The 24118-nt window shown below is 66.9% G+C and carries 21 protein-coding genes; 17 read left to right on the top strand and 4 right to left on the bottom strand.

What is annotated here, in order from left to right:
- Positions 1–65: 65 nt before the first annotated feature.
- From HMPREF1868_RS06630 to HMPREF1868_RS06575, 12 genes are all read left to right on the top strand, one after another.
- Positions 66–1961 carry an NAD(+) synthetase gene (locus HMPREF1868_RS06630; protein WP_062531382.1) on the top strand — a complete coding sequence of 632 codons (1896 nt, stop codon included), beginning with the start codon at positions 66–68 and terminating at the stop codon, positions 1959–1961.
- 65 nt (positions 1962–2026) lie between these two features.
- On the top strand, positions 2027–2677 hold the full coding sequence (gene ruvC / locus HMPREF1868_RS06625; RefSeq protein WP_009278992.1) for a crossover junction endodeoxyribonuclease RuvC: 651 nt from the start codon (positions 2027–2029) through the stop codon (positions 2675–2677).
- Positions 2674–3306 (top strand): Holliday junction branch migration protein RuvA, encoded by a 633-nt coding sequence (ruvA, locus tag HMPREF1868_RS06620; RefSeq protein ID WP_009278993.1) that lies wholly within the window; start codon positions 2674–2676, stop codon positions 3304–3306. Before ruvC ends, ruvA begins: the two co-directional genes overlap by 4 nt.
- Complete coding sequence (gene ruvB / locus HMPREF1868_RS06615; RefSeq protein WP_009278994.1) at positions 3306–4373, top strand: Holliday junction branch migration DNA helicase RuvB; 1068 nt, start codon at positions 3306–3308, stop codon at positions 4371–4373. Before ruvA ends, ruvB begins: the two co-directional genes overlap by 1 nt.
- A gap of 119 nt (positions 4374–4492) precedes the next feature.
- Positions 4493–4885, top strand: coding sequence for a hypothetical protein (locus HMPREF1868_RS06610; RefSeq protein ID WP_009278995.1), 393 nt, complete (start codon positions 4493–4495; stop codon positions 4883–4885).
- A gap of 191 nt (positions 4886–5076) precedes the next feature.
- A complete protein-coding gene (locus HMPREF1868_RS06605) occupies positions 5077–7506 on the top strand; it encodes a glycosyltransferase family 2 protein (protein ID WP_082719573.1) in 2430 nt (809 codons plus the stop codon).
- Positions 7507–7544: 38 nt separating this feature from the next.
- Positions 7545–8438: a glucose-1-phosphate thymidylyltransferase RfbA gene (gene rfbA / locus HMPREF1868_RS06600; RefSeq protein ID WP_062531380.1), complete on the top strand. Its 894-nt coding sequence runs from the start codon at positions 7545–7547 to the stop codon at positions 8436–8438.
- A 112-nt stretch (positions 8439–8550) separates the two neighbouring features.
- Positions 8551–9750, top strand: a complete 1200-nt coding sequence (locus HMPREF1868_RS06595) for an LTA synthase family protein (protein ID WP_156439430.1) — start codon at positions 8551–8553, stop codon at positions 9748–9750.
- 108 nt (positions 9751–9858) lie between these two features.
- A complete protein-coding gene (locus HMPREF1868_RS06590; RefSeq protein WP_062531378.1) occupies positions 9859–11775 on the top strand; it encodes a glycosyltransferase family protein in 1917 nt (638 codons plus the stop codon).
- Entirely contained in the window at positions 11762–12154 is a 393-nt protein-coding gene (locus tag HMPREF1868_RS06585; RefSeq protein ID WP_062531377.1) for an EamA family transporter, read from the top strand. Before HMPREF1868_RS06590 ends, HMPREF1868_RS06585 begins: the two co-directional genes overlap by 14 nt.
- Entirely contained in the window at positions 12151–12507 is a 357-nt protein-coding gene (locus HMPREF1868_RS06580; protein WP_197414967.1) for a DMT family transporter, read from the top strand. The genes HMPREF1868_RS06585 and HMPREF1868_RS06580 overlap by 4 nt, the downstream gene beginning before the upstream one ends.
- Before the next feature lie 73 nt (positions 12508–12580).
- Positions 12581–13537, top strand: a complete 957-nt coding sequence (locus HMPREF1868_RS06575; RefSeq protein WP_062531376.1) for a glycosyltransferase family 2 protein — start codon at positions 12581–12583, stop codon at positions 13535–13537.
- 5 nt (positions 13538–13542) lie between these two features.
- Here HMPREF1868_RS06575 and HMPREF1868_RS06570 read toward each other — a convergent pair whose 3' ends face one another.
- The 3 genes from HMPREF1868_RS06570 to HMPREF1868_RS06560 are packed head-to-tail and all read right to left on the bottom strand — an operon-like array spanning position 13543 to position 15771.
- A complete protein-coding gene (locus tag HMPREF1868_RS06570) occupies positions 13543–13908 on the bottom strand; it encodes a DUF2304 domain-containing protein (RefSeq protein ID WP_062531375.1) in 366 nt (121 codons plus the stop codon).
- A gap of 8 nt (positions 13909–13916) precedes the next feature.
- Positions 13917–14624: a glycosyltransferase family 2 protein gene (locus HMPREF1868_RS06565; RefSeq protein ID WP_062531374.1), complete on the bottom strand. Its 708-nt coding sequence runs from the start codon at positions 14622–14624 to the stop codon at positions 13917–13919.
- Position 14625: 1 nt separating this feature from the next.
- A complete protein-coding gene (locus tag HMPREF1868_RS06560; RefSeq protein ID WP_062531373.1) occupies positions 14626–15771 on the bottom strand; it encodes a sugar-transfer associated ATP-grasp domain-containing protein in 1146 nt (381 codons plus the stop codon).
- A gap of 139 nt (positions 15772–15910) precedes the next feature.
- Between HMPREF1868_RS06560 and HMPREF1868_RS06555 the strand changes: the two genes are divergently transcribed.
- From HMPREF1868_RS06555 to HMPREF1868_RS06545, 3 genes are all read left to right on the top strand, one after another.
- Positions 15911–17371, top strand: coding sequence for a lipopolysaccharide biosynthesis protein (locus tag HMPREF1868_RS06555; RefSeq protein WP_062531372.1), 1461 nt, complete (start codon positions 15911–15913; stop codon positions 17369–17371).
- 61 nt (positions 17372–17432) lie between these two features.
- Entirely contained in the window at positions 17433–18548 is a 1116-nt protein-coding gene (locus HMPREF1868_RS06550; RefSeq protein ID WP_062531371.1) for a DegT/DnrJ/EryC1/StrS family aminotransferase, read from the top strand.
- Complete coding sequence (locus HMPREF1868_RS06545; protein WP_062531370.1) at positions 18549–19514, top strand: glycosyltransferase; 966 nt, start codon at positions 18549–18551, stop codon at positions 19512–19514.
- A gap of 11 nt (positions 19515–19525) precedes the next feature.
- On the opposite strand, the gene HMPREF1868_RS06540 is transcribed toward HMPREF1868_RS06545, so the two are convergent.
- Positions 19526–20323 (bottom strand): glycosyltransferase family A protein, encoded by a 798-nt coding sequence (locus tag HMPREF1868_RS06540; RefSeq protein WP_062531369.1) that lies wholly within the window; start codon positions 20321–20323, stop codon positions 19526–19528.
- 185 nt (positions 20324–20508) lie between these two features.
- Here HMPREF1868_RS06540 and HMPREF1868_RS09890 point away from each other — a divergent pair, with 185 nt between their 5' ends.
- Both HMPREF1868_RS09890 and HMPREF1868_RS09605 read left to right on the top strand, forming a co-directional pair.
- A complete protein-coding gene (locus HMPREF1868_RS09890; RefSeq protein WP_197414966.1) occupies positions 20509–21696 on the top strand; it encodes a L,D-transpeptidase in 1188 nt (395 codons plus the stop codon).
- 43 nt (positions 21697–21739) lie between these two features.
- Positions 21740–24109, top strand: a complete 2370-nt coding sequence (locus HMPREF1868_RS09605; RefSeq protein ID WP_082719570.1) for a L,D-transpeptidase family protein — start codon at positions 21740–21742, stop codon at positions 24107–24109.
- Positions 24110–24118 lie beyond the last annotated feature (9 nt).

Below are 24118 nucleotides of genomic sequence, written 5' to 3'. Positions count from 1 at the left end.
GTCGCCGCGCCTCCTTTTCGCCGCCCAGTCCCAGGCGGCCGGGAACGTGATCGGAGGTAGGTCGGATGAGGATGGGAATCGCCCAGATGGGAAGCAGGCCGGGCGACCTGCTGGGCACTCCGGGCAGGGTGGCTGCCCTTTCCGAGCGTGCCGCGGCAAGGGGCGTCGACCTCCTGCTCTTCCCCCTGCCCCTGCTCTCGGGTCCGGAGGGCACGACCGCCCCCGCCGACCAGGAGCCCTTCGCCTCAAGCCTTCTGCTGGCGCTCTCCGACCTCTCCCGCGAGGTCGCCTGTCCCTGCGTGGTGCCCGCCGTCATGAGCCTCGGCGACGTCTCCCAGGCCGAGGCCTTCCTCCTCGAGCGGGGCCGCGTGGTGCCGCTCGGGGCGCCCGCCTGGTCGGGCGACGCCTCGCTTGGGGTGCCAGGTGGCGCGTCGGAGGAGGCGTCGACGTCGGCGGCGCCTCCGGTGCTCGAGCTCTCCGGCCTCCGCCTGGGGCTCGCCCTGAGCTACGAGGACCTGGACGACTACGACGACCATGACCGCGACCTGGACGCGGTGGTGTTCCTCTCGCCCTATCCCTATGCGGCCGACGACCCCAGCTCCCCCCTTGGCGCAAATGTCCTGGGAGGGCGCTTCGCCGCCGACGCCGCCGCCACGGGCGCCTGGGTCGTCGCCGTGGGCGGGCTCGGGGGCTATGGCGAGCAGGTCTACACGGGCGGGAGCTTCGTCATGACCCCCGAGGGCGAGCTCGCCGCCCTCGCCCCCTCCTTCGAGGAGCAGCTCCTCGTGGCGGAGCTGCCCGCGCGGGGGGACGAGGTGGTCCTGCGGAGCCCGGCCGAGCCCGAGCTCTTCGACGAGACCCTCTTCATGTGGCAGGCCCTCTGCCTCGGACTCCGTGACTACGTGCGCAAGCTGGGGCTTCCGGGGGTCGCCCTCGTCCTGGACGGCAGCCTGGGCTCGAGGCTGCTCACCACCCTCTCGAGCGACGCGCTCGGCCCCCAGAACGTCCACGCCCTCCTGCCCTCCCTTGGGGGAGAGGCGCGCGAGCGCTCGTGCAGGAGGCTCGCCCGTGAGCTCGGGGTCGACCTCGTCGAGCTGCCCGGCATGGCCGGCCGCGGCCGGGAAGGAGCCCTCCCTCGCCTGCTGCCCTTCGCGCAGCTTGCCGCATATGCCCAGGAAGGGGGGCTGTTGCCTGTGGGCTTCCTTGACAAGACGGGCCTCTCGCTGGGCGGGGGCACGTCCCAGCCCGGTGTCCTCCTGCACCCCCTGGGAGACGTCTACCTCTCTGACGTCGTCGCGCTCGCGCGGCTGAGGAACGCCATCAGTCCCGTCTTCGGCGAGCTTGCCCTCACGGAGGGGGAGCTGCCCCGCGTCGAGGGCGTCGAGCCTCCCCGGGGCTCCCGTGCGCGCGAGGACTGGGTGGCGCGCGTCGACGCGGCGCTCTGCGAGCGCATCGAGTGGATGCGGCGCCCCTTCGAGCTGGCCGAGGCGGCAGGGGTGGACGATTCGTTCGCACGCGCCGTCCTCGCCGCATACGAGTCCACCGCCGCGTCACGAGCCGTCCTCGCCCCCTGCCTGGGCGCCAGCACCTGCCCCGTGGAGGACGCCGCGGCCCCGCTTCCGTTTGCCTGGCACGACGCGGCGGGTCCCGTCGAGTCGCCCCTGGAGCTGGCGCAAAGGCTCTTCTCCCCGCGGGACGACCCGAGGGGCGGGCGGACGGCCGCCGCGTCACCACGCGCGGCCGACGGCGAGCCGGCTGGGCCGGCGGCCGAGGGGGACGACGAGGCGCACGCGCAGGAGGCCCCCCGCGCCTTCGACGAGGCGATCTCGTATCTGAGGGACTTTGGCGTGGACGCCGGCTTCGGGATCGTCGACGACGCGACGCCCTTCTCCGGCGGGCGCCAGGGCGGGGGACGTGCCGACGGGAGACGCGAGTGGTCCGGCCCCTTCTCGGACAACTGAGCTCTGGGCCGGGAGGCCGCGTCCGCTCTGCTATCATAGAACGCACGTTCTAGATTGGAGTGCGGATGGTGATAATGGGCATCGACCCCGGGCTCGCGAACACCGGCTGGGGTATCGTCGAGACGCGGGGCCCGGTGTGCCGCGCCCGCGCGTACGGCTGCATAAGCACCCCCGCCTCGGAGCAGCTCGACCGTCGCCTGGGCAGGATCTATGCGGAGATATCCGACGCCATACAGGCCTACCAGCCGTCCCAGCTCGCCATAGAGAAGATCTTCTTCGGAGAGAACAGCCGCTCCGCCATCGCTACGGCCCATGCACGCGGGGCGGCAATCGTCGCCTGCGCCCGGGCGGGGCTCGAGGTGGGGGAGTACACCCCCATGCAGATCAAGCAGGCCGTGGTGGGCACCGGCTCGGCAGACAAGTACCAGGTCATCTACATGGTCCGCACCCTCCTCGCGCTCGACCACGACCCCAGGCCCGACCACTGCGCGGACGCCCTTGCTGCGGCGGTCTGCCACGCCAACCTGACCCGTACGCGCCACATCGTGCAGGACGGGGCGAGCGTCCAGGTGCTGGAGCAGCTCGAGGCGCAGGCCGAGGCCGACCGCGAGGAGGCGCGCCAGGTCACCGCCGCCGCGACGGCCGCCCACGTGGCGGGCGCTCGGGGTGCGTCGGGGATGGGCCGCTCCCGTCAGAGTAGGAGGAACTCCCAGTGATCTCTCAGCTTACGGGCAGCCTCTTGGAGGCCCTTCCCACGCGCGTCGTGCTGGACGTGGGCGGGGTGGGCTACGAGCTTGGCGTCTCCGCCACGACGGCGGCGTCTCTGCCCGCCGTGGGCGAGGCGGGGGTGACCCTGCTCACGCGCCTCCTGGTGAAGGAGAGCGCCCTCGAGCTCTACGGCTTCGCCACGAGGGAGGAGCGCTCGGTATTCGACCGCCTCGTCGCCGTGTCCGGCGTCGGCCCCAAGCTCGCGCTGGCGGTCCTCTCCACCTATTCCGCCGCATCGCTCGCCACCATCGTCGCCACCCAGGACGCCACGCGCATGGCGCAGGTGCCCGGCGTGGGCAAGAAGAAGGCACAGCGCCTGCTCATGGAGCTGCAGGACGTATTCGCGAAGGATGCGGAGCTCAGAGGGCTCGTGGGCATGTCCGAAGCGCCTGCCTCCGACGTCCCGCTGCCCCAGACGAGCGAGTCCGTCAGGGACGAGGCCGGCTCTGCCCTGCTGGCCATGGGCTTCACCCCCCAGGAGGCGGAGCTCGCCCTCCAGGGGCTTGGCGAGGCTGGCGTCACCACGATCGAGAAGGCCGTCGCCTACGCCCTCAAGAGGCTGGGGGGTGCTGCCTGATGTGGGAGAACGGGCGAGACGACCTCTTCGACGACGTGGCGGACCTCGAGCGAAGGGCGGGCGGCCCCCGGTCGGTGAGCGGCGAGCTCACCGAGGACGACCTGGACGTCGAGCGCAGCCTGCGCCCCGTGACGCTCGACGAGTACTGCGGCCAGGAGCGCGTGCGCCAGAACCTGCGTGTGCTCATCGCGGCGGCGAAGGACCGTCACGAGACCCTCGACCACGTGCTCTTCTCGGGCCCCCCGGGCCTTGGCAAGACCACGCTCGCAAACGTGGTGGCCCATGAGATGGGCGCCAAGATCAAGACCACTTCCGGTCCCGCCATCGCGCGCACCGGCGACCTCGCCGCCATCCTCACCAACCTCGAGGAGGGCGACGTCCTCTTCGTGGACGAGATCCACCGCCTGAACCACCAGGTCGAGGAGGTCCTCTATCCCGCCATGGAGGACTTCTTCCTTGACATCGTGATCGGGAAGGGCCCCGCAGCCCGTTCCATCCGCCTGGACGTCCCGCACTTCACCCTGGTCGGGGCGACGACGCGCACGGGCCTCCTCACCGGCCCCCTGCGCGACCGCTTTGGCATCAGCTACCGCCTCGACTACTACAGCATCGAGGAGCTTGCGGGCATAGTCGTCCGCTCGGCGCAGATCCTGGGCGTGCGGATAGACGCGCAGGGCGCGGCCGAGATAGCCTCTCGCTCGCGCGGCACCCCACGCCTGGCGAACCGCCTCCTCAAGCGCGTGCGCGACTACGCGCAGGTTAAGGCCGAGGGGAGCATAAGCTGGGACGTCGCCGCCGAGGCGCTCACCTTCTTCGAGATAGACGAGATGGGCCTCGACTGGATGGACATCAAGATCCTCGACGCGCTCACGCGCACGTTCAGGGGTCGCCCCGTGGGCCTGACCACCATCGCATCCGCCGTGGGGGAGGACCCCTCCACCCTCGAGGACGTCTACGAGCCCTACCTGCTCCAACGTGGCCTCATCATTAGGACGCCCCAGGGGAGGCAGGCGACGGAGCTCGCCTTCGAGCACCTCGGCGTCGTCCCGCCCGCAGGTCCCCGCTGACACCTGCGTCCCACCCTTGCGTTCGGTGGGCCGGTGCCCGCCACGTCCCGCCTGCAAGTCGGGCTGCCTAGGTAATAGACTGTCCTCTGTTGACCGCAGCCCGACGTTGGGAGACCGACATGCTCCAGCACGACTACCTGCTCGAGATAATCAGCCAGTTCGTCGACGTCGCGACGGCGGCCCTGAGGGGCGCCGTCATGGACGGGGACGTGGAGTCCGCGGGGCAGGCGGAAGACGCCATCGCGGGACTCCTCGACCTCGACCCCGAGGTCGCCCTGCAGCTCTCGCCAGACTCGCTGGTGACCATGATGCTGCTCTCCGGCGTGGCGGACTCGCTCGCCGGCTACGTCGCCTACACCCTGAGGAGGCTCTCGGGAGCCTATGCGGACATGGGCAGGGCCGCGCTCGCCGAGCTGCGCCTCGCCCAGGCGCGCGCCGTCGAGGAGAGCTTTGGCTGCGAGCCCGGCGCCGTCCCCGAGGAGTTCGCGAGCCTCGATGCGGAGCTTTCGTGACCGACTGGGCGATGTGGTCTACTAGCCCATGCCTCCATGGCTTGTTCCTCTCGCCCGCATGCCGTCGCGTCGCCCGGCGCAAGGGAGACGAGCGGCCATAATATGATGGGATAAAACGCTGTGGCCAAACCCTCTCAATCTGCCAGGCGCCTCGCCTTAAGGCAAGGGGAGAGTGACGGAAGGGAACGTCAGTGAGACTGAGATACCGCCAGGTGACCAGGGGCCAGGGGAAGATCTTCCAGAGGCTGACCGTGGAGGGGAAGGGCTCGGCCCTCGGGTCTCTCGAGGTCCGCTCGACCACGAGCGAGGGAAACGTCGTCCCCTCCTCCATCCACAGGCTGGGAGAGGAAGAGTTCGTCATCGTCGTTCCGGTGCTCGACCTGCCCCAATGCGTCGAGCTGTTCTCCGTCTCCGCCGACGGTGGCCGCAGCCTCCTCGATTCGCATAACGTCAGCCCCGGCTGGGCGAAGAACAGGTCGAGGATCAACACCGCTCTCAAGAACGAGGAGGCGGAGTCGATCAGGAACATCGACAGCAAGAATCGGCTGAACAAGTCAGAGATCACCATCGACAGGGTCTGCTTCAACGCCTGGGACAACAACGACATCGTGCACATCAGCGTCGTCAGCCTCGCCCCGCCCCGCCATGACTGGGGGGAGGTCCCGGGGCTCGTCCTGCTCGACTCCAACGGCAGGGAGGTCCAAGATGGCATCGCCGAGCCCATCGTCCTGAGCGACCGCATCGAAGAGAGGGGCTACTACTCGAGGCGTCACGTCACCTACTCCGTACGCATCGCCCGCGACCTATGGTCGTTCGTGGTCTGGGTCAGGCCGCGGGATGGGGAGGACTCCTTCGTCACAATCCAGGACTTCGAGCTCCAGGCCTGGCGTGACAGGTGGCATTTCGACACCCTGAGCGCAGACTTCGACGAGGCATACCCCGAGTGGTTCCGCTCTCACAAGGCATCCCGGAGCCTCCTCGAGATCCAGAGGCGCACGAGGCTGGCCATCCAGCCGCGCTTCTCGATCGTCGTCCCCGTCTTCAACACGCCGATCCCCTTCTTGGACGACATGGTGGGCTCGGTGCTCGGCCAGTCCTATGAGGACTTCGAGCTCCTGCTCGTCAATGCCAGTCCGGACAACCGGGAGCTCGCCGACCGCATAGCCCGCTACGTCAATGCGGACCGGCGCGTCAGGGAGCTGACCCTCGACGAGAATCTGGGAATCACGCTCAACACGAACCAGGGGATCCTCGCTGCCAGCGGGGACTTCGTCTGCTTCCTGGACCATGACGACGTCATCGAGCCGGACCTGCTCTTCTCGTACGCCGAGGCGGTGAACCAGCGCCCGGACACCGACCTGCTGTACTGTGACGAGGACAAGTTGCAGGAGGGGACCCTCGTCAGTCCCTTCTTCAAGCCGGACTGGAACCCCGACCTCCTCTGCTCCTGCAACTACGTCACCCACCTCCTGGCGGTGAGGAAGTCCGTCCTGGACGAGCTCGAGCTGCCGGGCAGGGAGTTCGACGGCGCCCAGGACCACAACATGACCTTCCGCATAAGCGAGCTCGCGCGGCACGTCCACCATGTGCGGAAGGTGCTCTATCACTGGAGGATCCACCCCGGCTCCACCGCCGGTTCCCCCGACGCGAAGAGCTTCACCTCCAATGCCGGCCAGCTGTCCGTCCAAGGGCATCTCGACCGCTGCCACATTCCCGCCAAGGCCGTCATCCGGCCCAAGTTCGACAACATCTTCCAGCTCGACTTCGAGCTCGAGGAGGAGCCGCTGGTCTCGATCGTCATCCCCAGCCGCGACGAGTCCGGAATGCTGGGACGTTGCGTCGACTCCCTCTACCGCTCGTCCTACAAGAACTTCGAGGTCGTCATCGTGGAGAACGGCTCTCGCGAGCCCGAGACGTTTGCTCTGTATGACTCCCTGGCGCGCGAGCACGAGCGCGTCTCCGTGGTCACCTACCCCCTGCAGGGCGACGAGTTCAACTTCTCCAAGCTGGTCAACTTCGGCGCGAGGAGGTCAAAGGGGGACCTCATCCTCCTGCTGAACAACGACACCGAGGTCGTCTCCCCTGGATGGCTGACGCAGATGGTCGGGAGGTGCCTCCGTGACGACGTCGGCGCCGTCGGGGTCAAGCTCCTGTACCCTGACGGCACAATCCAGCATGCCGGGGTCTCGTTCCACCTCACCTTCCCGGACCACCTCGGACAGCTCATGCCGGACATGTCGCCAAACTACTTCAACCTGCTGAACTTCACCCAGGACGTCACCGCGGTGACGGGGGCGTGCCTCCTCACCAGGCGGGAGCTGTTCGACAGGCTGGGCGGCTTCGACGAGACCGACTTCACGGTCGCGTACAACGACGTCGACTACTGCCTGCGGCTCGGGGAGCTTGGCTACCATGTCGTCTATTGTGCGGAGTCCGTCCTGACGCACTACGAGTCGGTCTCCAGGGGGTCGGACCTGGGCGGCGAGAAGGCGGTTCGGCACTGCGCGGAGAGGGCGAACCTCCTCAGGCGGTGGCCGAGCTACTTCGTCGAGGGCGATCCCATGCTGAGTCCCTACATCGCCAAGGACGGAAAGTACCGAAAGCTAAACTTTCTAATATAGTCTCCAAACAACTGGCCAAAGTTTCGAGAGGAGCCGCCATGAAGGGCATCATCCTTGCGGGAGGGAGCGGGACGCGCCTGTACCCGCTCACGACGGTCACGTCCAAGCAACTTCTGCCCGTGTACGACAAGCCCATGATCTACTACCCGCTGTCCACGCTGATGCTTGCGGGAATCAGGGACATCCTCGTCATCTCGACCCCGCGCGACCTGCCGAACTTCAAGAACCTCCTGGGGGACGGCTCCGACTTCGGCATCTCGCTCTCGTATGCGGAGCAGGAGGTGCCCAACGGGCTCGCCCAGGCCTTCGTCATCGGGCGGGAGTTCGTGGACGGGGGTCCCTGCGCCTTGGTCCTGGGAGACAACATCTTCTACGGCAACGGCCTCACCCAGCGCCTCCGCAAGGCGGCCCGCTCGGCGGCCGAGGGGCGCGCCACCGTGTTCGGCTATCGCGTGGACGATCCCGAGCGCTTCGGCGTCGTCGAGTTCGACGAGGGCTACAACGCCGTCTCCATCGAGGAGAAGCCCTCCGAGCCCAAGAGCAACTACGCCGTCACGGGCCTCTACTTCTACGACGAGCGCGTCAGCGACCTGGCCGCCCAGGTGAAGCCCTCCGCTCGCGGCGAGTACGAGATCACGGACCTCAACCGCATGTACCTCGAGGACGGGTCGCTCGACGTCATCACCCTGGGTCGTGGCTTCGCCTGGCTCGACACCGGAACCATGGGTTCTCTCTTCGAGGCCTCGCAGTTCGTGCGTACGGTCGAGACCGCCCAGGACCTGCCCGTCTCCGTCCCCGAGGAGATCGCCTTCGAGAATGGCTGGGTGAGCCGCGAGCGCCTGCTCGAGTGCGCCGAGCGCTACGGGAAGAGCGACTACGGCCGCCACCTGCGTGACGTGGCGGAGGGAAGGATCGTCCCGGGCGGAGAGTAGGCACCTCGCGCGCGAGGGCGGACACGGAGCCTCCCCCGAAAAGGGGAGGCTCCTCCTTGTCTCGACGCTCCTCAAGCTCGCGTGCTGCGCGTCCCTCTGCCTCCTGGCCCTCGTGCTCGCAGAGGCCGCTGCCGTCACGGCCATGGGGCCAGGTGGCTCGCCGCTGCTCGGCTGCGCGAGCCTCGTCTCGCAGGCAAGGGAGAGGGCGGCGTACGTCGAGCGCCTCTCGAGGATGTCCGACACCTCGTCAAGGTACTTTCGCCCCGGGCTGGACAGCCATGTGAGCAGGGAAGACGACCTCCCCAAGAGGCCCAACGTCATCCTCATCTTCACTGAGGGTCTCTCTCAGGAGGTCATCGACGACGAGCGTGACGTGATGTCCAACGTCCGGAGCTTCCAGGGCCAGTCCGTCTCGTTCGAGAACTACTACAACCACAGCTTCGCGACCTATCGCGGCCTCTCCGGCCAGCTCTTCTCGGGATACCAGTACGACAACTACGACGCGAACGCGCTGGTGTCGCTTCCTCAGGCGCTCTCGGGCCTGGGCTACGCCACGCGCTTCATCAACACGGAGCCCAATAACGAGCAGTTCACTGACTACCTCGGCACTCTGGGCTTCGACGAGGTGGTCGGCGAGCCTGGGACGTATTCGGGCATGGCGGCAAGCATGTCGGACGGCGAGGCGTACGAGCGCCTCTTTGACCTTGCCGAGGAGCTCGAGGGCGGGGACGAGCCCTTCTTCGCGGCCATATACACCTTTGGCACCCATGCGTCCCTCGACTCGGTCGACAGGCGCTTCGGCGACGGCGGCGACGCCGTGCTCAACAAGTTCCATGACGCGGACCACCACTTCGGGCGCTTCATGGAGCGCTTCCTCGCCAACGGGATGGCAGACGACACGATCGTGGTATTCACCGCAGACCACGCATCGTTTGCCGAGCGGGGGTTCGTCACCGCCTTCCCCGAGTCGTCGTACCGGGCGGAGGCCATCTCTGACATCCCCTTCTTCATCTATCACAAGAGGGTGGTAAGGAGGGTCATAGACGCCGGCGGCAGGAACTCGCTCGACCTCGCGCCCACGTTGATGGACTACCTTGGGCTTTCCGCTCCCAACTTCTTCCTCGGGACGAGCCTGTTCGAGAAGGATGGGAACCTCTACGACACGACCTTCTATGACGTGGACGCCACCCTGAGCACGAGGGGAGGGGTCGTCTCGGAGCTGGACGAGGACCGAGCGAAGCAGTTCGAGGAGGGGCTCTCGGGCTACCTCGCCGCGAAGCTGCCGAAGGATGGGCCGGGGACCGACGTCTGATGACTGTATGGGCGGGGCCATGCGCGTGGCAGGGACGTGACGAGAGGGGCTAGAGTAGGTGCACGATGCCTTGTTGCGCTATGAGACCCACCATCCGAGGAGCCGCCCATGGCTGAAGTGGCCAACGTGAAGCTAGCAAACGTACTCCTGGACGAGAGCGTCCAGTTCCTGCAGGAGCCCACCCTCCTCCACCGTTCCACCGCGCTCGTGCGGCGTGCGGAGGGGGAGGGCCCCGAGGCATGGGCCCTGGAGGGCCCGGGGACCCATGACTTCACGACGTTCTTCAACGCCCTCTCGGTCTCCAAGTGGCGCAGCTACACGGTCGCCAAGGAGTTCTTCCTCCACCTCGAGGCCAAGGGGGCGGCCTTCAGGCTGCTCCAGTCCCGCGCCGACGTCTTCAGCTGGGACGTCGAGCTGGTGGGGGGAAGCGAGCTCGACGTCCCCGCGTCGGACGAGTGGCACAGCATCGAGCTCCGGATGGAGAACTCTGACGAGGACGTGATCGAGTCGTTCGTCATCGTGCAGGAGGGCGAAGGGCCGGTCTTCATTCGCAACGCCCACTACTTCGCCAGCGTTCCCGCTGACGGCCTGCGCGACGTGGAGCTCGCGCTGTGCACGACGACCTTCCGCAAGGAGGAGTACGTCGAACGCAACGTCGAGCTTGCCAAGACGCGCATACTGGCCTCGGACGAGCCTATCGCCACGCACTTCACCATGCACATCGTCGACAACGGCCGCAGCCTCGACGCCGAGCGCCTTCAGGCGGAGCGCGTGTGCGTCCATCCCAACGACAACGTGGGCGGGTCGGGCGGCTACGCGCGCGGCATGATCGAGGCGCTCGGCCAGAGGCCCAAGGCGACGCATGTCATCCTCATGGACGACGACGTGCTCATCTCTCCCGAGAGCATCCTGAGGACCTACAACCTCCTGCGCATCGTGAGCGACGACCACGCCCAGGACTTCGTCTCCGGCGCGATGATGGACCTCTTCGAGCCGGACGTGCGCTGGGAGGACACCGGCTTCGTCACCTTCTCGGGCGACTGCGTCCCCCTCAAGCCCGCCCTGCGCATGGGGCAGCTCCACTCCGTCGTGGCCAACGAGGCCATGGGCGCCCACCCGGAGCTCTCGGGCAGCGAGGACCAGTCCCAGCAGTACGGGGGGTGGTGGTACTGCGTCATCCCCGTCACCGCCATCGAGCGCCATGGCCTGCCGCTTCCCCTCTTCGTCCGCTACGACGACATCGAGTACGCGCTGCGCTGCCGCGCCCGCTTCATGACCATGAACGGCATCTGCCTCTGGCACCCCTCCTTCGTGAGGCGCTACAGCGCGGCCGTCGAGCGCTACCAGGTGACGCGCAACTCCCTCGTCGCCCAGTACGCCACCGGGGTCGCCCCTCAGTCCGACTTCCTGCGCAAGGCCTACCACCTGGTGCAGCTGGAGCTCAAGAAGTTCAACTACACCAACGCCGAGCTCGTCCTCGACGCCCTCGAGGACTTCCTCAAGGGGCCCGCCTTCCTCGAGGAGCGCGGGCGAACCGAGAGGGCCTTCATGGAGGCGAACCGCCGGGCGGAGAGGCTCCTGCCCTTCCCGGAGCTGAGGCGCCAGGCCGAGGAGGAGGGCATAGACCTCTCCCTTATCGCACAAGTGGACGCCCAGAAGGACAGCGACGTGGTGGAGAGGCGCAGCCTCCGTCAGCGCCTGGAGGACTTCGCCACCTTCAACGGCCAGCGCCTCGACCTCGGCTACGTCCAGAGGGGGAGCTCCGCCATCATCGACGTGGCGGGATGGCTGTACCCCGCAGACCAGATAAGGCGCAAGGACACCATCGTCGCGGTGGACCTCGAGAACCGGCGTGGGGTGATCCGCCACATGGACCGCCAGCGCTTCAGGGCCGTCTGGGAGCGCTACAAGCGCGACGCCAAGGAGATCGAGCGCAACGGCGACCGCCTGCGCGAGGAGTACGCGGAGGCGGGCAGGCGCTTCGTGACGCAGGGGTTCTGGAGGGGCTACCTTGGGATCGACTAGCTCCGGAAGGGGGAGGGGCGCCACCTACCTCCTCCTGCACCTCCTCCTCGTCCTCTACTCCCTGTGCAGCATCTTTGGCAAGCTCGCCGCCGGACAGGAGTTCATGAGCCTGGGGTTCGTCCTCTACTACGGCGGGATGATCCTCGTGCTGGGACTCTACGCCCTGGGGTGGCAGCAGGTCATCAAGCGCCTGCCGCTCACCACCGCCTATGCCAACCGGGCCATCACGGTCGTCTGGGGCATCGTCTGGGGCGTCCTCCTCTTCGGCGAGCGGCTGAGCCCGCAGAAGGTCGTCGGCGCCCTCGTCGTCCTCGTCGGCGTGGCTCTCTTCGCGACCTCGCCTGACGGCGAGGGGGAGCAAGGGGGCGAGGCCTCGTGAGCGGCTCGGTCATGGCATACGCCGGGCTCAGCCTCCTCGGGGTGTTCGTGAGCTCCGTCTCGCAGGTCCTTCTCAAGAAGAGCGCCCTGAGGGGGCACGAGAGCGCGCTGCGCGAGTACCTCAACCCGCTCGTCGTGGTCGCGTACGCCCTCTTCGTGGGCGCGACGCTGCTCTCGGTGCTCGCGTATCGGGGCATCCCGCTCTCCATGGGCTCTATCCTGGACGCCACCGGCTACGTGTACGTCACCCTCTTCGGGGTCACCATCTTCCACGAGCGCATCACGCCCAAGAAGGGGCTGGCGCTCGCCCTGATCGTCCTGGGCATCGTCATCTACTCCCTGGGCCTCTCGTAGACCGGAGGTCCGCTTGGGTCTAGACTGTGACGGCCCCCAACCCACCTGAGCCCCCTGGGCAGTTTGGAGCGTCATGCTGGTCTCCATAGTCATACCCTGCTATCGCTCGAGCCAGAGCATCCGTGCCGTCGTGGGGCTCTGCTCCGAGGTGTTCGAGGGGCTCGCGGGCTACGACTGCGAGTTCGTGCTGGTGGACGACTGCTCCCCCGACGACACCTTCTCGGTCATCTCGCAGCTCGCGCGCGAGAGGGACGACGTCCTCGCGCTCACCCTCATGCGCAACTTCGGCCAGCACAACGCCCTCATGTGCGGGATGAACTACGCCCATGGCGACCTCGTCATGGGCATGGACGACGACCTGCAGACCCATCCCTCGCAGATTCCCGTCATCCTCAAAAAGATGGAGGAAGGCTACGACATCGTCTACGGCGTGTACCGGGAGTCCGCGAACGGGCCGCTCAAGAACCTCAGCAGCTGGCTCAACAAGACGTCGGCGCAGGTCCTGCTCTCTCGTCCCAAGGGGCTGGAGACGAGCAACTTCTGGCTCATCAGCCGCGCGGTGTGCGACCAGGTCATCAAGTACAAGAACTACAACCCCTACGTCGAGGCGCTCTTCGGCCGCATGACCAACCGCATCGGCAACGTGACGATCGAGCACCACGAGCGCGAGCATGGCGCGTCGAACTACACGCTCGGGAAGCTCGTGAGGCTCTGGCTCTCGTACTTCAACTACACGGTGCTGCCCCTGCGGGTCATGTCCACGCTTGGCGCCGCCACCGCTCTGGCGGGCTTCCTGTTTGGCATCGTCTCGCTCGTGCACAGGCTCCTCGACCCCGGGGTGCCCATGGGCTGGACGTCGCTCATCTGCGTCATGCTGTTCTTCTTCGGCATGGTGCTCCTCGCCCTGGGCATCATTGGCGAGTACCTGGGGGACATCGTCCTGTCGCTCAACAGCTCCCCGCAGTTCATCGTCCGCGAGGCGGTCTCGTCCTCGCGTGAGGCGGCCTCCCCCTCGCGTGAGGGCCGGTAGGGTCGCTAGGACCGCTCGCCCTGGCGACCCCGCCCCTCGCCTGCATCCCCGTTCATGAGGGCGATCTCCTGCGAGAGGCGCTCGACCTTGTCGGTGAGCCTCGAGACGTCAGAGGCGAGGCCGAAGAGCTTGAGCAGCATGAGGGCGATGATCGTCACGAAGACGAAGTTGCTGGGAGAGAGGAACCCCAGCCAGCCCGAGACGAGGATGGCCACGCCTGGGAACAGGGCGAGGAGCACCAGGACGAGCATCGAGACCACCCAGTAGACGGCGTCCGCGACGCGAATCTTCCTCTTGCTGATGCGACGCAGGACGAGGGCCAGGGCGAGGAGCGTCCCGACGACGAGGCTGATGCGAAGGGTGAGCGGCATGTCTCTCCTCACCTGAACCATTGGAATAGAAGAAGCGACAGGCAGGTGCGCGCCATGTACGAGAGCGAGCTGGAGAGCCTGAGGTAGCTCGTGCCGCCCTGCCTGTCCCGCATCACGGTGGGGACCTCCACCACCTTCGCACCCCTGCGGATGAGGTAGGCGATGGTGTCGGGCTCCGGCGAGAGGTCGAAGCTGCGCGAGAAGTGCTCGATCATCGACCTTGAGTAGAGCCTCATGCCCGAGGTCGGGTCCCCGATGACCTGGCCGGTCGTGAGCCGTATGAGCAGGGTGATGAGCTTCGCGCCAAACCCGCGCAGGCCTACGGCGCTGCCCCCCGCCACGACGCGCGAGGCAATCACGATGTCAGCGTCGCGCTCGGCCATCGCCTGGACCATGGAGGGTATGTAGCTGGGCACGTGCTGCCCGTCGGAGTCGAACTGGACGGCCGCGTCGTAGCCGTGCTCGAGCGCGTAGCGCATGCCCGCCCCGAAGGCGGCGGAGAGGCCACAGTTGACGGGCAGGTCGATGTGGTTCAGGCGCAGCTCGTCGCAGATCTTGGGCGTGTCGTCGCTCGAGCCGTCGTTGACCACCAGGTAGTCGATGTCAGGGCAGGTCGAGACGAGCTCCCCTATGGTCCGCGCCAGGCATTCCTGCTCGTTGTAGGCGGGGACGATCGCTATGACCCGGGGCGTCCCGCCCCGTCCCGTGGCGCCCACGCTAGCGGACGATCCCGTTGCGGGCCGCCCTGTCGGCCTCGTCCAGGGCGTCGATGGCGGCGATCTTGGACGAGAAGTACTCGCTCAGGCGGGCGTCCTCCATGATGGGGGTGAAGAGCTGGAGGTACTTCACGCCGGAGTGGGAGTTTATCTCCATGATGCGCGGCCCCTTGTCCGTCACGCAGGCGTCGAAGCCCAGGTACTCGCAGGCGCGCACCTTGAGGGATATGCGACGCATCATCTCGAGCATCTGGGGCCAGCAGTCGATCTGCCCCTCGGCGAGGGTGCCGCTCGTCGGGTGTTTGGGGGAGTCGACCACCTTGGCGGCGTACACCACCTTGCCCCCTCCGTAGCGCCCGCACGAGAGGTCCACGCCCACGTTGTACGAGCAGATGTCCGCCGTCGTGGGGGCCTGGTAGTTCGCGGAGCTCCCGGTCTCGTCCACGCCCACGGCGAAGCGGAGGTAGGAGGCGGCGGGCACGGGGTCGATGCCCGTGGGGTTGAGCACGAGGACGCGCATGGTGTGGATGAGCGGGTCGATGGCCGCCAGCTGGGCATTGGGATGGATGAACTCGGTGAACACGTAGTTGGGGTTCTCGGCGACGAAGCGCCCCACGCCCTCCGCCCCCACGGGCCTGCCGTTGAGGAGGTAGCTCCCGTCCTCGAACGCGAGCTTGAAGAAGCCGTTGGCCTCGCTGCCGTTGCAGGGCTTGCAGGCCAGCTCCCCCTCCCGTCGTAGGCAGGCGAGGAAGCCCTCCATTCCCGCTCCGTCGCCCTCTCCCAGGGGCAGCAGGTGCCCGCGGGAGCTGTAGTAGTGGTAGCGCGGCAGGTACTGCGCGAGCTCGGAGTCGCTGAGCAGCGCGTTGAGGGTGAGCTTGTCGTTGATCCAGATGCGCTGCCAGTCGTTGAGCGGCCAGAGTCTCCAATAGTCGTAGTCAGAGAGGTAGCTTCCGAGGTTGGCGTCGCTCAGCCCGTAGGCGTAGGCGGACTCGGCGCAGAAGCCGTGCGCGTGCGCCCACTCGAGGTAGTCGGCGTCGAAGAGCCCGCTGGCGCGCTCGGTCTCGAGGATGCCGAGGTAGCTCGCGGCCATCCTCTTCGTGAAACCGTCCGCGAGGAGGTCCTCGAGCTTGGGTAGCGCACTCTTCATTCTGTCTCTCATCTGTCAACTTCCCCGACGTTTGGGCGTATGAACCTTAGATACTATACAATGAGATGACCGCTAACGAGTGCGACGCGCGTCCCCAGGCTGCCTCGGGACGCGCGTCTCGGTTTGGGAAGAGGACCACTTGCCCGCTAAGGACCTGAAGTCCACAACGCTCAGCTCGCTCTTCTGGAAGCTCTTCGAGCAGGGCGGCACCGCCGTGGTCACGCTCGTGGTCCAGGTGGTCATGGCCCGCCTGCTCTCCCCGGTGGAGTTCGGCGTCCTGGCGATCATGCTCGTCTTCGTCAACGTGGGCAACGTCATAGTCCAGAGCGGCCTCAACACCGCCATCATCCAGGTTCCCGACGCCAGCGAGGCCGACTTCGACACCGTCTTCTGGATGAGCCTCGCCATCTCGGTCGTGCTCTACGTGGCGGTCTTCTGCCTCGCCCCGGCCGTGTCCTCCTTCTACGGCATGCCGCAGGCCGTGACCCCGCTGCGCGTGCTCGTCCTGGTGCTCGTGGTCAACGCCTACAACTCGATCCAGGAGGCGATCGTCGCCCGTCGCCTCGAGTTCCAGAAGACCTTCCGTGCGACGGTCACGGCAGGGGTCGTCTCGGGCAGCGCCGGCGTCGTCGCCGCCCTCCTGGGCGGCGGCATCTGGGCTCTCGTCGTGCAGCAGCTGCTGCAGCAGGCCTGCAAGTGCCTGGTGCTCGCCCTCCAGATCCCCTGGAAGCCGAGGCTGCGCTTCGAGCGCGACCGTGCCCTGCTCCTGTTCCGCTTCGGTTGGAAGCTCCTCGCCTCGGGGATTCTCGAGCAGGGCTACCAGAGCCTCTCCGACCTCCTCATCGGCAAGGTCTTCTCCAGCTCCGAGCTCGGCTACGTCTCGCAGGGCAAAAAGTACCCCTTCGCCCTGGGCGCGATGCTCGACGGCGCCATCCAGCCCGTCATGCTCTCGGCCGTGGCCCACGTGCAGGACGATGCCGCGCGGGTCAAGCGCCTCGCCCGCAGGGCCCTCAAGACCTCCACCTACCTCATCGTCCCCGCCATGACGCTCTTCGCCGTCGCCGCGACGCCGGTCGTGCGCATCGTGCTGGGCGAGGCGTGGCTCCCCAGCGTCCCCTTCGTCCAGCTCTACTGCGTCGTGTACGCCATGCTCCCCATCCACACCACCAACCTGCAGGTGCTCAACGGCATGGGGAGGAGCGACCTCTTCCTCAGGCTCGAGGTCGTCAAGAAGGTGGTGGGCATCGCGATCCTCTCCTTCACCACCTTCGTGCTCAGGGACCTCCACGCCATCGTGAGCGGGTACATCGTGGTCGCCCTCCTCTGCACCTTCATCAACGCCTCGCCCAACAAGCGGGTCATCGGCTATGCCTACCTCGAACAGGTGCGCGACATCTGTCCCGCCTTCCTGCTCGCCCTCGCGGCCGCGCTCGTCGCCTGGCCCGTCTCTCTCCTGGGCCTCGGCGACCTGCCCACGATCCTCCTCCAGGGCGTGGCCATGCTCGTCGCGTACGTCGGCCTCTCCGCCCTCTTCCGCGTGGAGGAGTTTTTCTATCTCCTTGACACGCTGCGAGAGCTTAGGATGGGAAGGGCCGGCTGATGGGCGCGGCCATGCCAGCGCCCGGGTTCGTCAAAGTGCACGCAAGGTTTGGAGAATTCGCATGTCTGCTAAGACGATATTGGTGACGCGCTCGTCGATGCCGCCGCTGGACGAGTACGTGCGCGAGATCGCGCCGCTCTGGGAGTCGCACTGGCTGACCAACATGGGCGAGAAGCACCAGCAGCTCGAGGCTGAGCTCGAGTCCTTCCTGGGCGTGCCCAACGTGGCCCTCTTCACGAACGGCCACTCGGCCCTGGAGTGCGTGCTCGAGGCCATGGACCTGCACGGCAAGGTGATCACGACGCCGTTCAGCTTCGCCTCCACCACCCATGCCCTGGTGCGCAAGGGCCTCACGCCCGTCTTCTGCGACATCAGGCCGGACGACTACACCCTCGACGCCTCGAAGCTAGAGGCACTCGTCGACGACGAGACCTGCGCCATCCTGCCGGTCCACGTCTACGGCAACCTCTGCGACGTCGACGCCATCCAGGAGGTGGCGGACCGCCATGGCCTCAAGGTCATCTACGACGCCGCGCACGCCCTGGGCGTGAGCAGGGACGGGGTCTCTTCCGCGTCGTTCGGCGACGCCTCGATGTTCTCGTTCCACGCCACGAAGGTGTTCAACACCATCGAGGGCGGCGCCATCTGCTTCCGTGACCCGAGCCTCAAGCCCCTCCTCGAGCAGTGGAAGAACTTCGGCATCACCGGCACGGAGTCCGTGGAGTACGTGGGCGGCAACGCGAAGATGAACGAGTTCTGCGCCGCCATGGGCATCTGCAACCTCCGCCACCTCGGGGAGGAGATCGCGAAGCGCGCGCGCGTCGTGGGACGCTACCGCGAGCGCCTCTCTGAAATCGGCGGCCTGACGCTCTGCGCGGGACAGCCGGGCGTCACCCCCAACTACGCCTACCTCCCCGTCCTCTTCGACCCCGAGGCCTTCGGGGCCACGCGCGACGACGCGTACGAGGCCCTCATGGCACGCGACGTGCACACGCGCAAGTACTTCTTCCCCCTCATCAGCGACTACGCCTGCTACGCGGGGCGCTTCGACTCGTCGCTCACGCCCGTGGCCCAGAGGGTCTCGAGCCGCGTCCTCACCCTCCCGCTCTATGCGGACCTCGCCCTGGAGGACGTCGACCGCATCTGCGACGTCATCCTCTCCGTGAGGGTGGGGTAGATGGAGCAGAGCCCGCTGCTGAGCGTCGTGGTATCGGTCTACAACCACGGCGGCTACATCGAGGAATGCCTGCGCAGCATCGCCTCCCAGAAGGTCGACTTCCCCTTCGAGGTGCTGGTGGGGGAGGACTGCTCCACCGATGACAGCAGGGAGGTGCTGCGAAGGCTCGAGCCCGAGCTGCCCGACTGCTTCACCATCCTCTATCGCGAGCACAACATGGGGGCCGTGGCAAACGGCGAGGACCTGTACGCGCGCGCGAGGGGCCGCTACCTCGTCGACTTCGAGGGCGACGACTTCTTCACCTACGACGGCAAGCTCGCCGAGCAGCTGCGCTTCCTCGAGGGGCATCCCGACCACTCCGCCGTGTACACCAACTGCCTCGTCGTGGACGCGCTGTCGCGACCCAACGGCGAGCGCTATCCCGAGTGCGTCGACGACGAGTACAGCTACCGCGAGAACTTCTACTACTGCCTCCCCGGACAGAGCGGGACCCTCATGTGCCGCAGGGAGGAGTACTTCGCGGCTCGCGACCGATTCAACGAGCTCAAGGGGTACGACTTCTACCCCGGCGACCGCCGCAACGCCTTCCTCTTCCTCACCATGGGCAAGGTGCGTTGCGTCCAGGAGCGCTGGAGCGCCTACCGCCACGTGAGGAAGGGCGGCTCGAGCTACTCGGCCACCAGGCAGAAGGACGCGGCCTTCGCGAGGAACGAGGTCCTCTACGGCAAGGCGCTCCTCGACTACGCCCTGCGCTACGGGGACGAGGAGGCCCAGTCCTGGGCGCGCCTGACCTGCTATCGCCTGCGCTTCAAGTGGAGCCACGGCTCCAGGAGGGTCGAGCGCATGGGCGAGGTGCTCCGCGACGCGCTCCGGGAGAGGAGCCCCCTCTCGCTGGTCCTCGCCCAGCCGCGCTGGTATGCCGGGCTGCTCGCGAGGGTGCTCAGGGGGCGCAGCATCAACCTCTAGCCCGCCGCTGCCTAGGCCTTGGAGTTGCTCGCCTGCGCACGCGAGTAGACGAGGTTGATGGCGCGCGCAACGGGCGTGGGCCAGAACCTCTCGAGCATCCTGAGGTCCTCCTCGGTGCGCGTGTTGTCCCGTATGAGCGCGCTCGTCTCCGAGCCCTCGTGGATCCTGTGGTGCATGAGCACCTCGCGGTCGTAGACGAAGCTGCCTTCGAGGCGGGAGAAGCGCTCCCACGCGTCCCAGTCCAGGTTGCTCCTCATGTCGGCCCGGAAGGGCGGGTTGGGAAGCAGGGGGAGGTTGAGGGTCACCGAGGGGCAGCAGATCGCCGAGCCAAGCGAGAGGACCCTCCGCTTCGTGCGCAGGTCGTCCGCGGACCCCGACCACCCGATGGGGGAGAGGAGCCGGCGCTTCACGCGGAGCAGGCGGTTGTCGTCCACCTTCCGTCCCTCGCGCAGCTCGCCGTAGTTCGTGAAGAAGATCAGCGGCCGCTCCACCGCGGCCATGCCGCCGAGCATGTGCTCGGCGTAGCCGGGCTCGTAGGTGTCGTCCTGGTGGGCGAGGGTCAAGAGCGGGGTCTGCGACTGGCTCACGGCGAAGTTCCAGTCGCTCGCGATGCCCGGCTCGGCCTCGTTTGCGCGGAGCTCGAGCCCGTAGCGCCGGGCCACCGAGCGTATGTGCTCGTTGGGCGTGGAGGTGGACACGAAGACCCTCGTGCGCACGGTCTGCGCCAGGAGGGACTCCACGCACTCGGCGAGGTAGGGGCTCTCGCCGTACGCGAGCACGGCGAAGCTGTGGTCATCGCTGGTGAGCAAGGCGCCTCCCAAGGCCTTGCCCGTCCCCGGTGTCGCGCACGGGCTCGCGCGCGGCGTGGCATCAAGGAGGGCTCGTGTGAACTCTCTGGTACCGTCCCCGATCCCACGGCACCTTAGTCTAAAATGAAACGATAGCATCATCCTGGCAGGGGGTCTATTTGCCAGCAATGAGAAAGGACTTCGCCATGAAGAAGCGACGCAGCCCGATTCTGGCGGCGACCGTGCTGGCCTCGTTGGCACTCTCGCTTGCCGTACTGGTCACCCCGGCGCATGCCGCCTCGTACAACAACGTGTACCGCATGTACAACCCCAACTCCGGGGAGCACTTCTACACGGTGCAGCTCCCCGAGGCGAAGCACCTGCTCCAGGTGGGCTGGCGCTGGGAGGGCGTGGGCTGGGTGGCGCCCGCCACGTCCGGCACTCCCGTGTATCGCCTGTACAACCCCAACGCGGGCGACCATCACTACACCACCAGCGTGGAGGAGCGTGACCACCTCGTCGAGCTCGGCTGGAACAAAGAGCCGGTGGGCTGGTACTCGGAGGAGTCCTCGAACTCGAAGGGCATGCTGAGGGAGTACAACCCCAACGCGAAAAGCGGCGCCCACAACTTCACCACCTCCCGCGAGGAGCACGACTACCTGGTTGGGCTGGGCTGGAGGGACGAGAGCGGCGAGGGCTATGCCTGGCGTGCCTCCAACAGGGATGCGGCCCCCATCGAGTCGTTCTCCGTCCAGAGTCCCGCCTGGGGCAGCCTGCAGACCGTCACCATTGACAAGGACGCCAACGTGGCGAAGCGCGTGGACGTCCCCGGGGCCGCCTCCACGAAGGAGACGAGGGATCCCTACGTCGCCCGCGTCAGCTGGTCCGGTCACACGGCCTACCTGAACCGCATGAAGGCCAAGGCCGAGCAGATCGGCAGTCCCACCGAGTACTTCCTCGCCTGCGACTACGATCTCTGCCGCGTCACGGTGCTCGAGCGCAAGAACGGGAGCTGGGAGGTCATCAGGACCTGGAACTCCAACATGGGCGGGCATACCTTCAAGGGCGTCTGGCACATCAGCCACAAGCGTAAATGCGACTGGAATCACGACTACTTCGGCAAGGGCTACAACGACTGGGCGAGCTGCTACATAGAGTCCTTCTTGCCCTATGATACGGGTCATCTTCAGTATGTTGGTGGCAAGGGCTACGACGACGGGCAGACCATCCACTCGACGGGCTACGAGAGCACGGGCTACGACAACTACGGCTGCATAGGTCTCCTGTGGGAGAACGCCAAGTGGGTCTACGACAACGCTGCCCGCAACGTCGCCCCGAGCGACGAGAACGCCTATCACGGAACCAGCCAGGGGACGACGGTCTACGTCTTCTAGTGCCATTCATCCCGATCGACCAAGCGGACGGAAGAGGTCTTAGATGAGCTATTCCTGCTTTGGAGTCAGGCGCAGCCTGCTGGGGCTGATCGCCCCCGTCGCTCTGGGCGCCACCCTCGCGCTCACTCCCGCGATCGCCCGGGCCGAGGAGCCCGCCGTCGCGGCGGCACAGGGCCCCGAGGTCGTCGCCACCTCCCAGGCGACAGAGTCGGCGCCGTCCGACTCCGTCGTGGGCGAGGCCCCTGCGGCCGTGACAGGCGCATCGGAGGCAGACTCGTTTGTGGCAGCTCCCGCAGTGGGAGCCAGCGAGACGGCGGCGGAGCCGGAAGATGCGCCGACGCCCGTGGAAGAGGGGAAGGGGGGCGAGCCCAAGCAGGCCGTCGCGGACGACGCGCAGGCCAACGCTGCCACGCCTTCCCCCTCGTCAGAGGATGCCTCCAATGCGGGCGACCCTGCGACGGTGGACGCCTCCGCCAAGCCCGCGGGCAACGAGACGGCCAAGGAGACGGTGGGCGAGCCCGCCACGGATGGGGCAGCCGCCGATAAGAAGGTTGCGGAAGCCGTCGCGCCAGCCACCGAGGCGGATGCGAGCGCCTCCGACGCCAAGGCGAGCGCCGCAAAGCCAGGTGTGGACGACCAGCTTGCAAAGGGCATGGCGACGGCCAGCTCCCCCGATGGTGCGAGGTCGCCGCTGAAGCTCTCCAAGCTTGCCGTGGAGAAGCAGCCCGCGAAGGCCCAGGAGGCGGATGCCAAGGCGAAGACGGAGCCCGCGCCCAAGAAGGCGGCGGAGTCCGCGCAAAAGAAGAAGGAGGAGGAGGCATCGAAGCCGGCGGTCAAGTACGCCAACATGTACCGCCTGTACAACCCCAACTCCGGCGAGCACTTCTACACCTCCGCGCTTGGGGAGGCCAGGCACCTCTTCGAGCTCGGCTGGCGTTGGGAGGGCGTGGGCTGGGTCGCCCCCGAGACGTCCAAGGCACCCGTATATCGCCTCTACAACCCCAACGCGGGAGACCACCACTACACCACCAACAAGGGCGAGCGAGACCAGCTCGTGAGGCTTGGCTGGAGGAGCGAGGGCATAGGCTGGTACTCCGACCTCGACAAGGACTCCGTGAGCGTCTGGCGCCAGTACAACCCCAACGCGAGGAGCGGCGCGCACAACTTCACAACCAGCACCGTCGAGAAGGACCACCTCGTGAAGGTGGGCTGGCGCGACGAGAAGATCGCTTGGAACGCGTCCAACCAGGACGTGCGGGCAATCAAGGGCTTCTGGGCGGTCTCCTCGGCCTGGGGGAGCAGGGAGCGCTACTGGGTCGGCGCCGACGCCGACATCGCCCGCTCGCGCTTCGTCACCCCGAGCGAGGGTGCTGGCTACTATGCCTACGCAAAGTCGGACGGCAAGATCTCTCGCGGCAAGGTCAAGGTCGGCTCGAAGGTCCTCCTCTCCAACAACGAAGGCAAGCTGACCACCCAGACCTCCTGGCTCATCACCAAGGTATACGACGGAGGCAACCAGCGCTACTACCTGGCAAAGGACACGGGAGACGGCTACTCCTACGCGAAGACGGGCTTCTTCAAGGCTGCCCTCGAGGGGACCACGACCCAGCTCTGGTTCTTCGGCCATCCGTCCCAGGGTTACGTGACCCGTGGCGCGTATCGCGCCAGCAACGGCGTCATCGTCTCCGACTACGTCAATGGCTCCCTTGCCGAGAACTACGAGAAGCCCGGCATGGTCGTAAGCAAGCGCTACGATGGCCAGCCCCAGCGCTATTACCTCGAAAAGGCCAAGGACGGCCACCTGTATGCCCGTGTCGGGAAGTTCAAGGTCGGCAAGACCGACTACTACGGCAGGGAAGACACCGGCTACGTCGTCCGTGGCTACTACATCAACCCCAAGGGCGAGGCCTACTTCGGCGACAACGACGGCAAGCTCACGAGCGGATGGCTCTCCGCCGCCGGACTGCGGGCGTGGCGTCGCATAGCGAACTACGGCAGTGCGACCCAGTACATCCTCGTCGTGGACTCTGACGCCTGCAAGACCTTCGTCTTCCAGGGGAGTGCCGGCCGTTGGGTTCCGAGGTTCGAGTGGCTGGCTGGAGTCGGCCTCACGAAGTACAACAACGGCAACGGGACCCCCAAGAGCGAGTACTACACCCTCGGTGGCGACAACGCCAGCTACAACGCCAGCGGCAACGGCGAGTGGAGGCGCTACTACTACGAGAAGGACGACCTGTACTACTTCTCGGGCTTCGTGCTCGACTGTGGCTTCCACTCGACCATCCCGAGCCTTGGGCCTGCGGAGAACCAGGTCGGTCGCAAGATCTCGCATGGTTGTGTCAGGCTGCTCATACAGAATGCCAAGTGGATCTACGACAACTGCGCGCGGGGCACGCGCGTGGTGAGCTACTAGCTCGTCAGA

This window comes from Olsenella sp. DNF00959 (assembly GCF_001553055.1).
GTDB classification, from domain to species: Bacteria; Actinomycetota; Coriobacteriia; order Coriobacteriales; family Atopobiaceae; genus Olsenella_I; species Olsenella_I phocaeensis.
Note: the sequence above shows the minus strand (reverse complement) of the source record. Positions and strands in the feature narration are given on the sequence as shown.

What these genes read in the sequence shown, in the direction of transcription:
- HMPREF1868_RS06630 (WP_062531382.1), top strand. Translation starts at nt 66, where the DNA reads ATGAGGATGGGAATCGCCCAGATGGGAAGCAGGCCGGGCGACCTGCTG.
- ruvC (WP_009278992.1), top strand. Translation starts at nt 2,027, where the DNA reads ATGGTGATAATGGGCATCGACCCCGGGCTCGCGAACACCGGCTGGGGT.
- ruvB (WP_009278994.1), top strand. Translation starts at nt 3,306, where the DNA reads ATGTGGGAGAACGGGCGAGACGACCTCTTCGACGACGTGGCGGACCTC.
- HMPREF1868_RS06610 (WP_009278995.1), top strand. Translation starts at nt 4,493, where the DNA reads ATGCTCCAGCACGACTACCTGCTCGAGATAATCAGCCAGTTCGTCGAC.
- rfbA (WP_062531380.1), top strand. Translation starts at nt 7,545, where the DNA reads ATGAAGGGCATCATCCTTGCGGGAGGGAGCGGGACGCGCCTGTACCCG.
- HMPREF1868_RS06590 (WP_062531378.1), top strand. Translation starts at nt 9,859, where the DNA reads ATGGCTGAAGTGGCCAACGTGAAGCTAGCAAACGTACTCCTGGACGAG.
- HMPREF1868_RS06575 (WP_062531376.1), top strand. Translation starts at nt 12,581, where the DNA reads ATGCTGGTCTCCATAGTCATACCCTGCTATCGCTCGAGCCAGAGCATC.
- HMPREF1868_RS06570 (WP_062531375.1), bottom strand. Translation starts at nt 13,908, where the DNA reads ATGCCGCTCACCCTTCGCATCAGCCTCGTCGTCGGGACGCTCCTCGCC.
- HMPREF1868_RS06560 (WP_062531373.1), bottom strand. Translation starts at nt 15,771, where the DNA reads ATGAAGAGTGCGCTACCCAAGCTCGAGGACCTCCTCGCGGACGGTTTC.
- HMPREF1868_RS06550 (WP_062531371.1), top strand. Translation starts at nt 17,433, where the DNA reads ATGTCTGCTAAGACGATATTGGTGACGCGCTCGTCGATGCCGCCGCTG.
- HMPREF1868_RS06545 (WP_062531370.1), top strand. Translation starts at nt 18,549, where the DNA reads ATGGAGCAGAGCCCGCTGCTGAGCGTCGTGGTATCGGTCTACAACCAC.
- HMPREF1868_RS09890 (WP_197414966.1), top strand. Translation starts at nt 20,509, where the DNA reads ATGAAGAAGCGACGCAGCCCGATTCTGGCGGCGACCGTGCTGGCCTCG.
- HMPREF1868_RS09605 (WP_082719570.1), top strand. Translation starts at nt 21,740, where the DNA reads ATGAGCTATTCCTGCTTTGGAGTCAGGCGCAGCCTGCTGGGGCTGATC.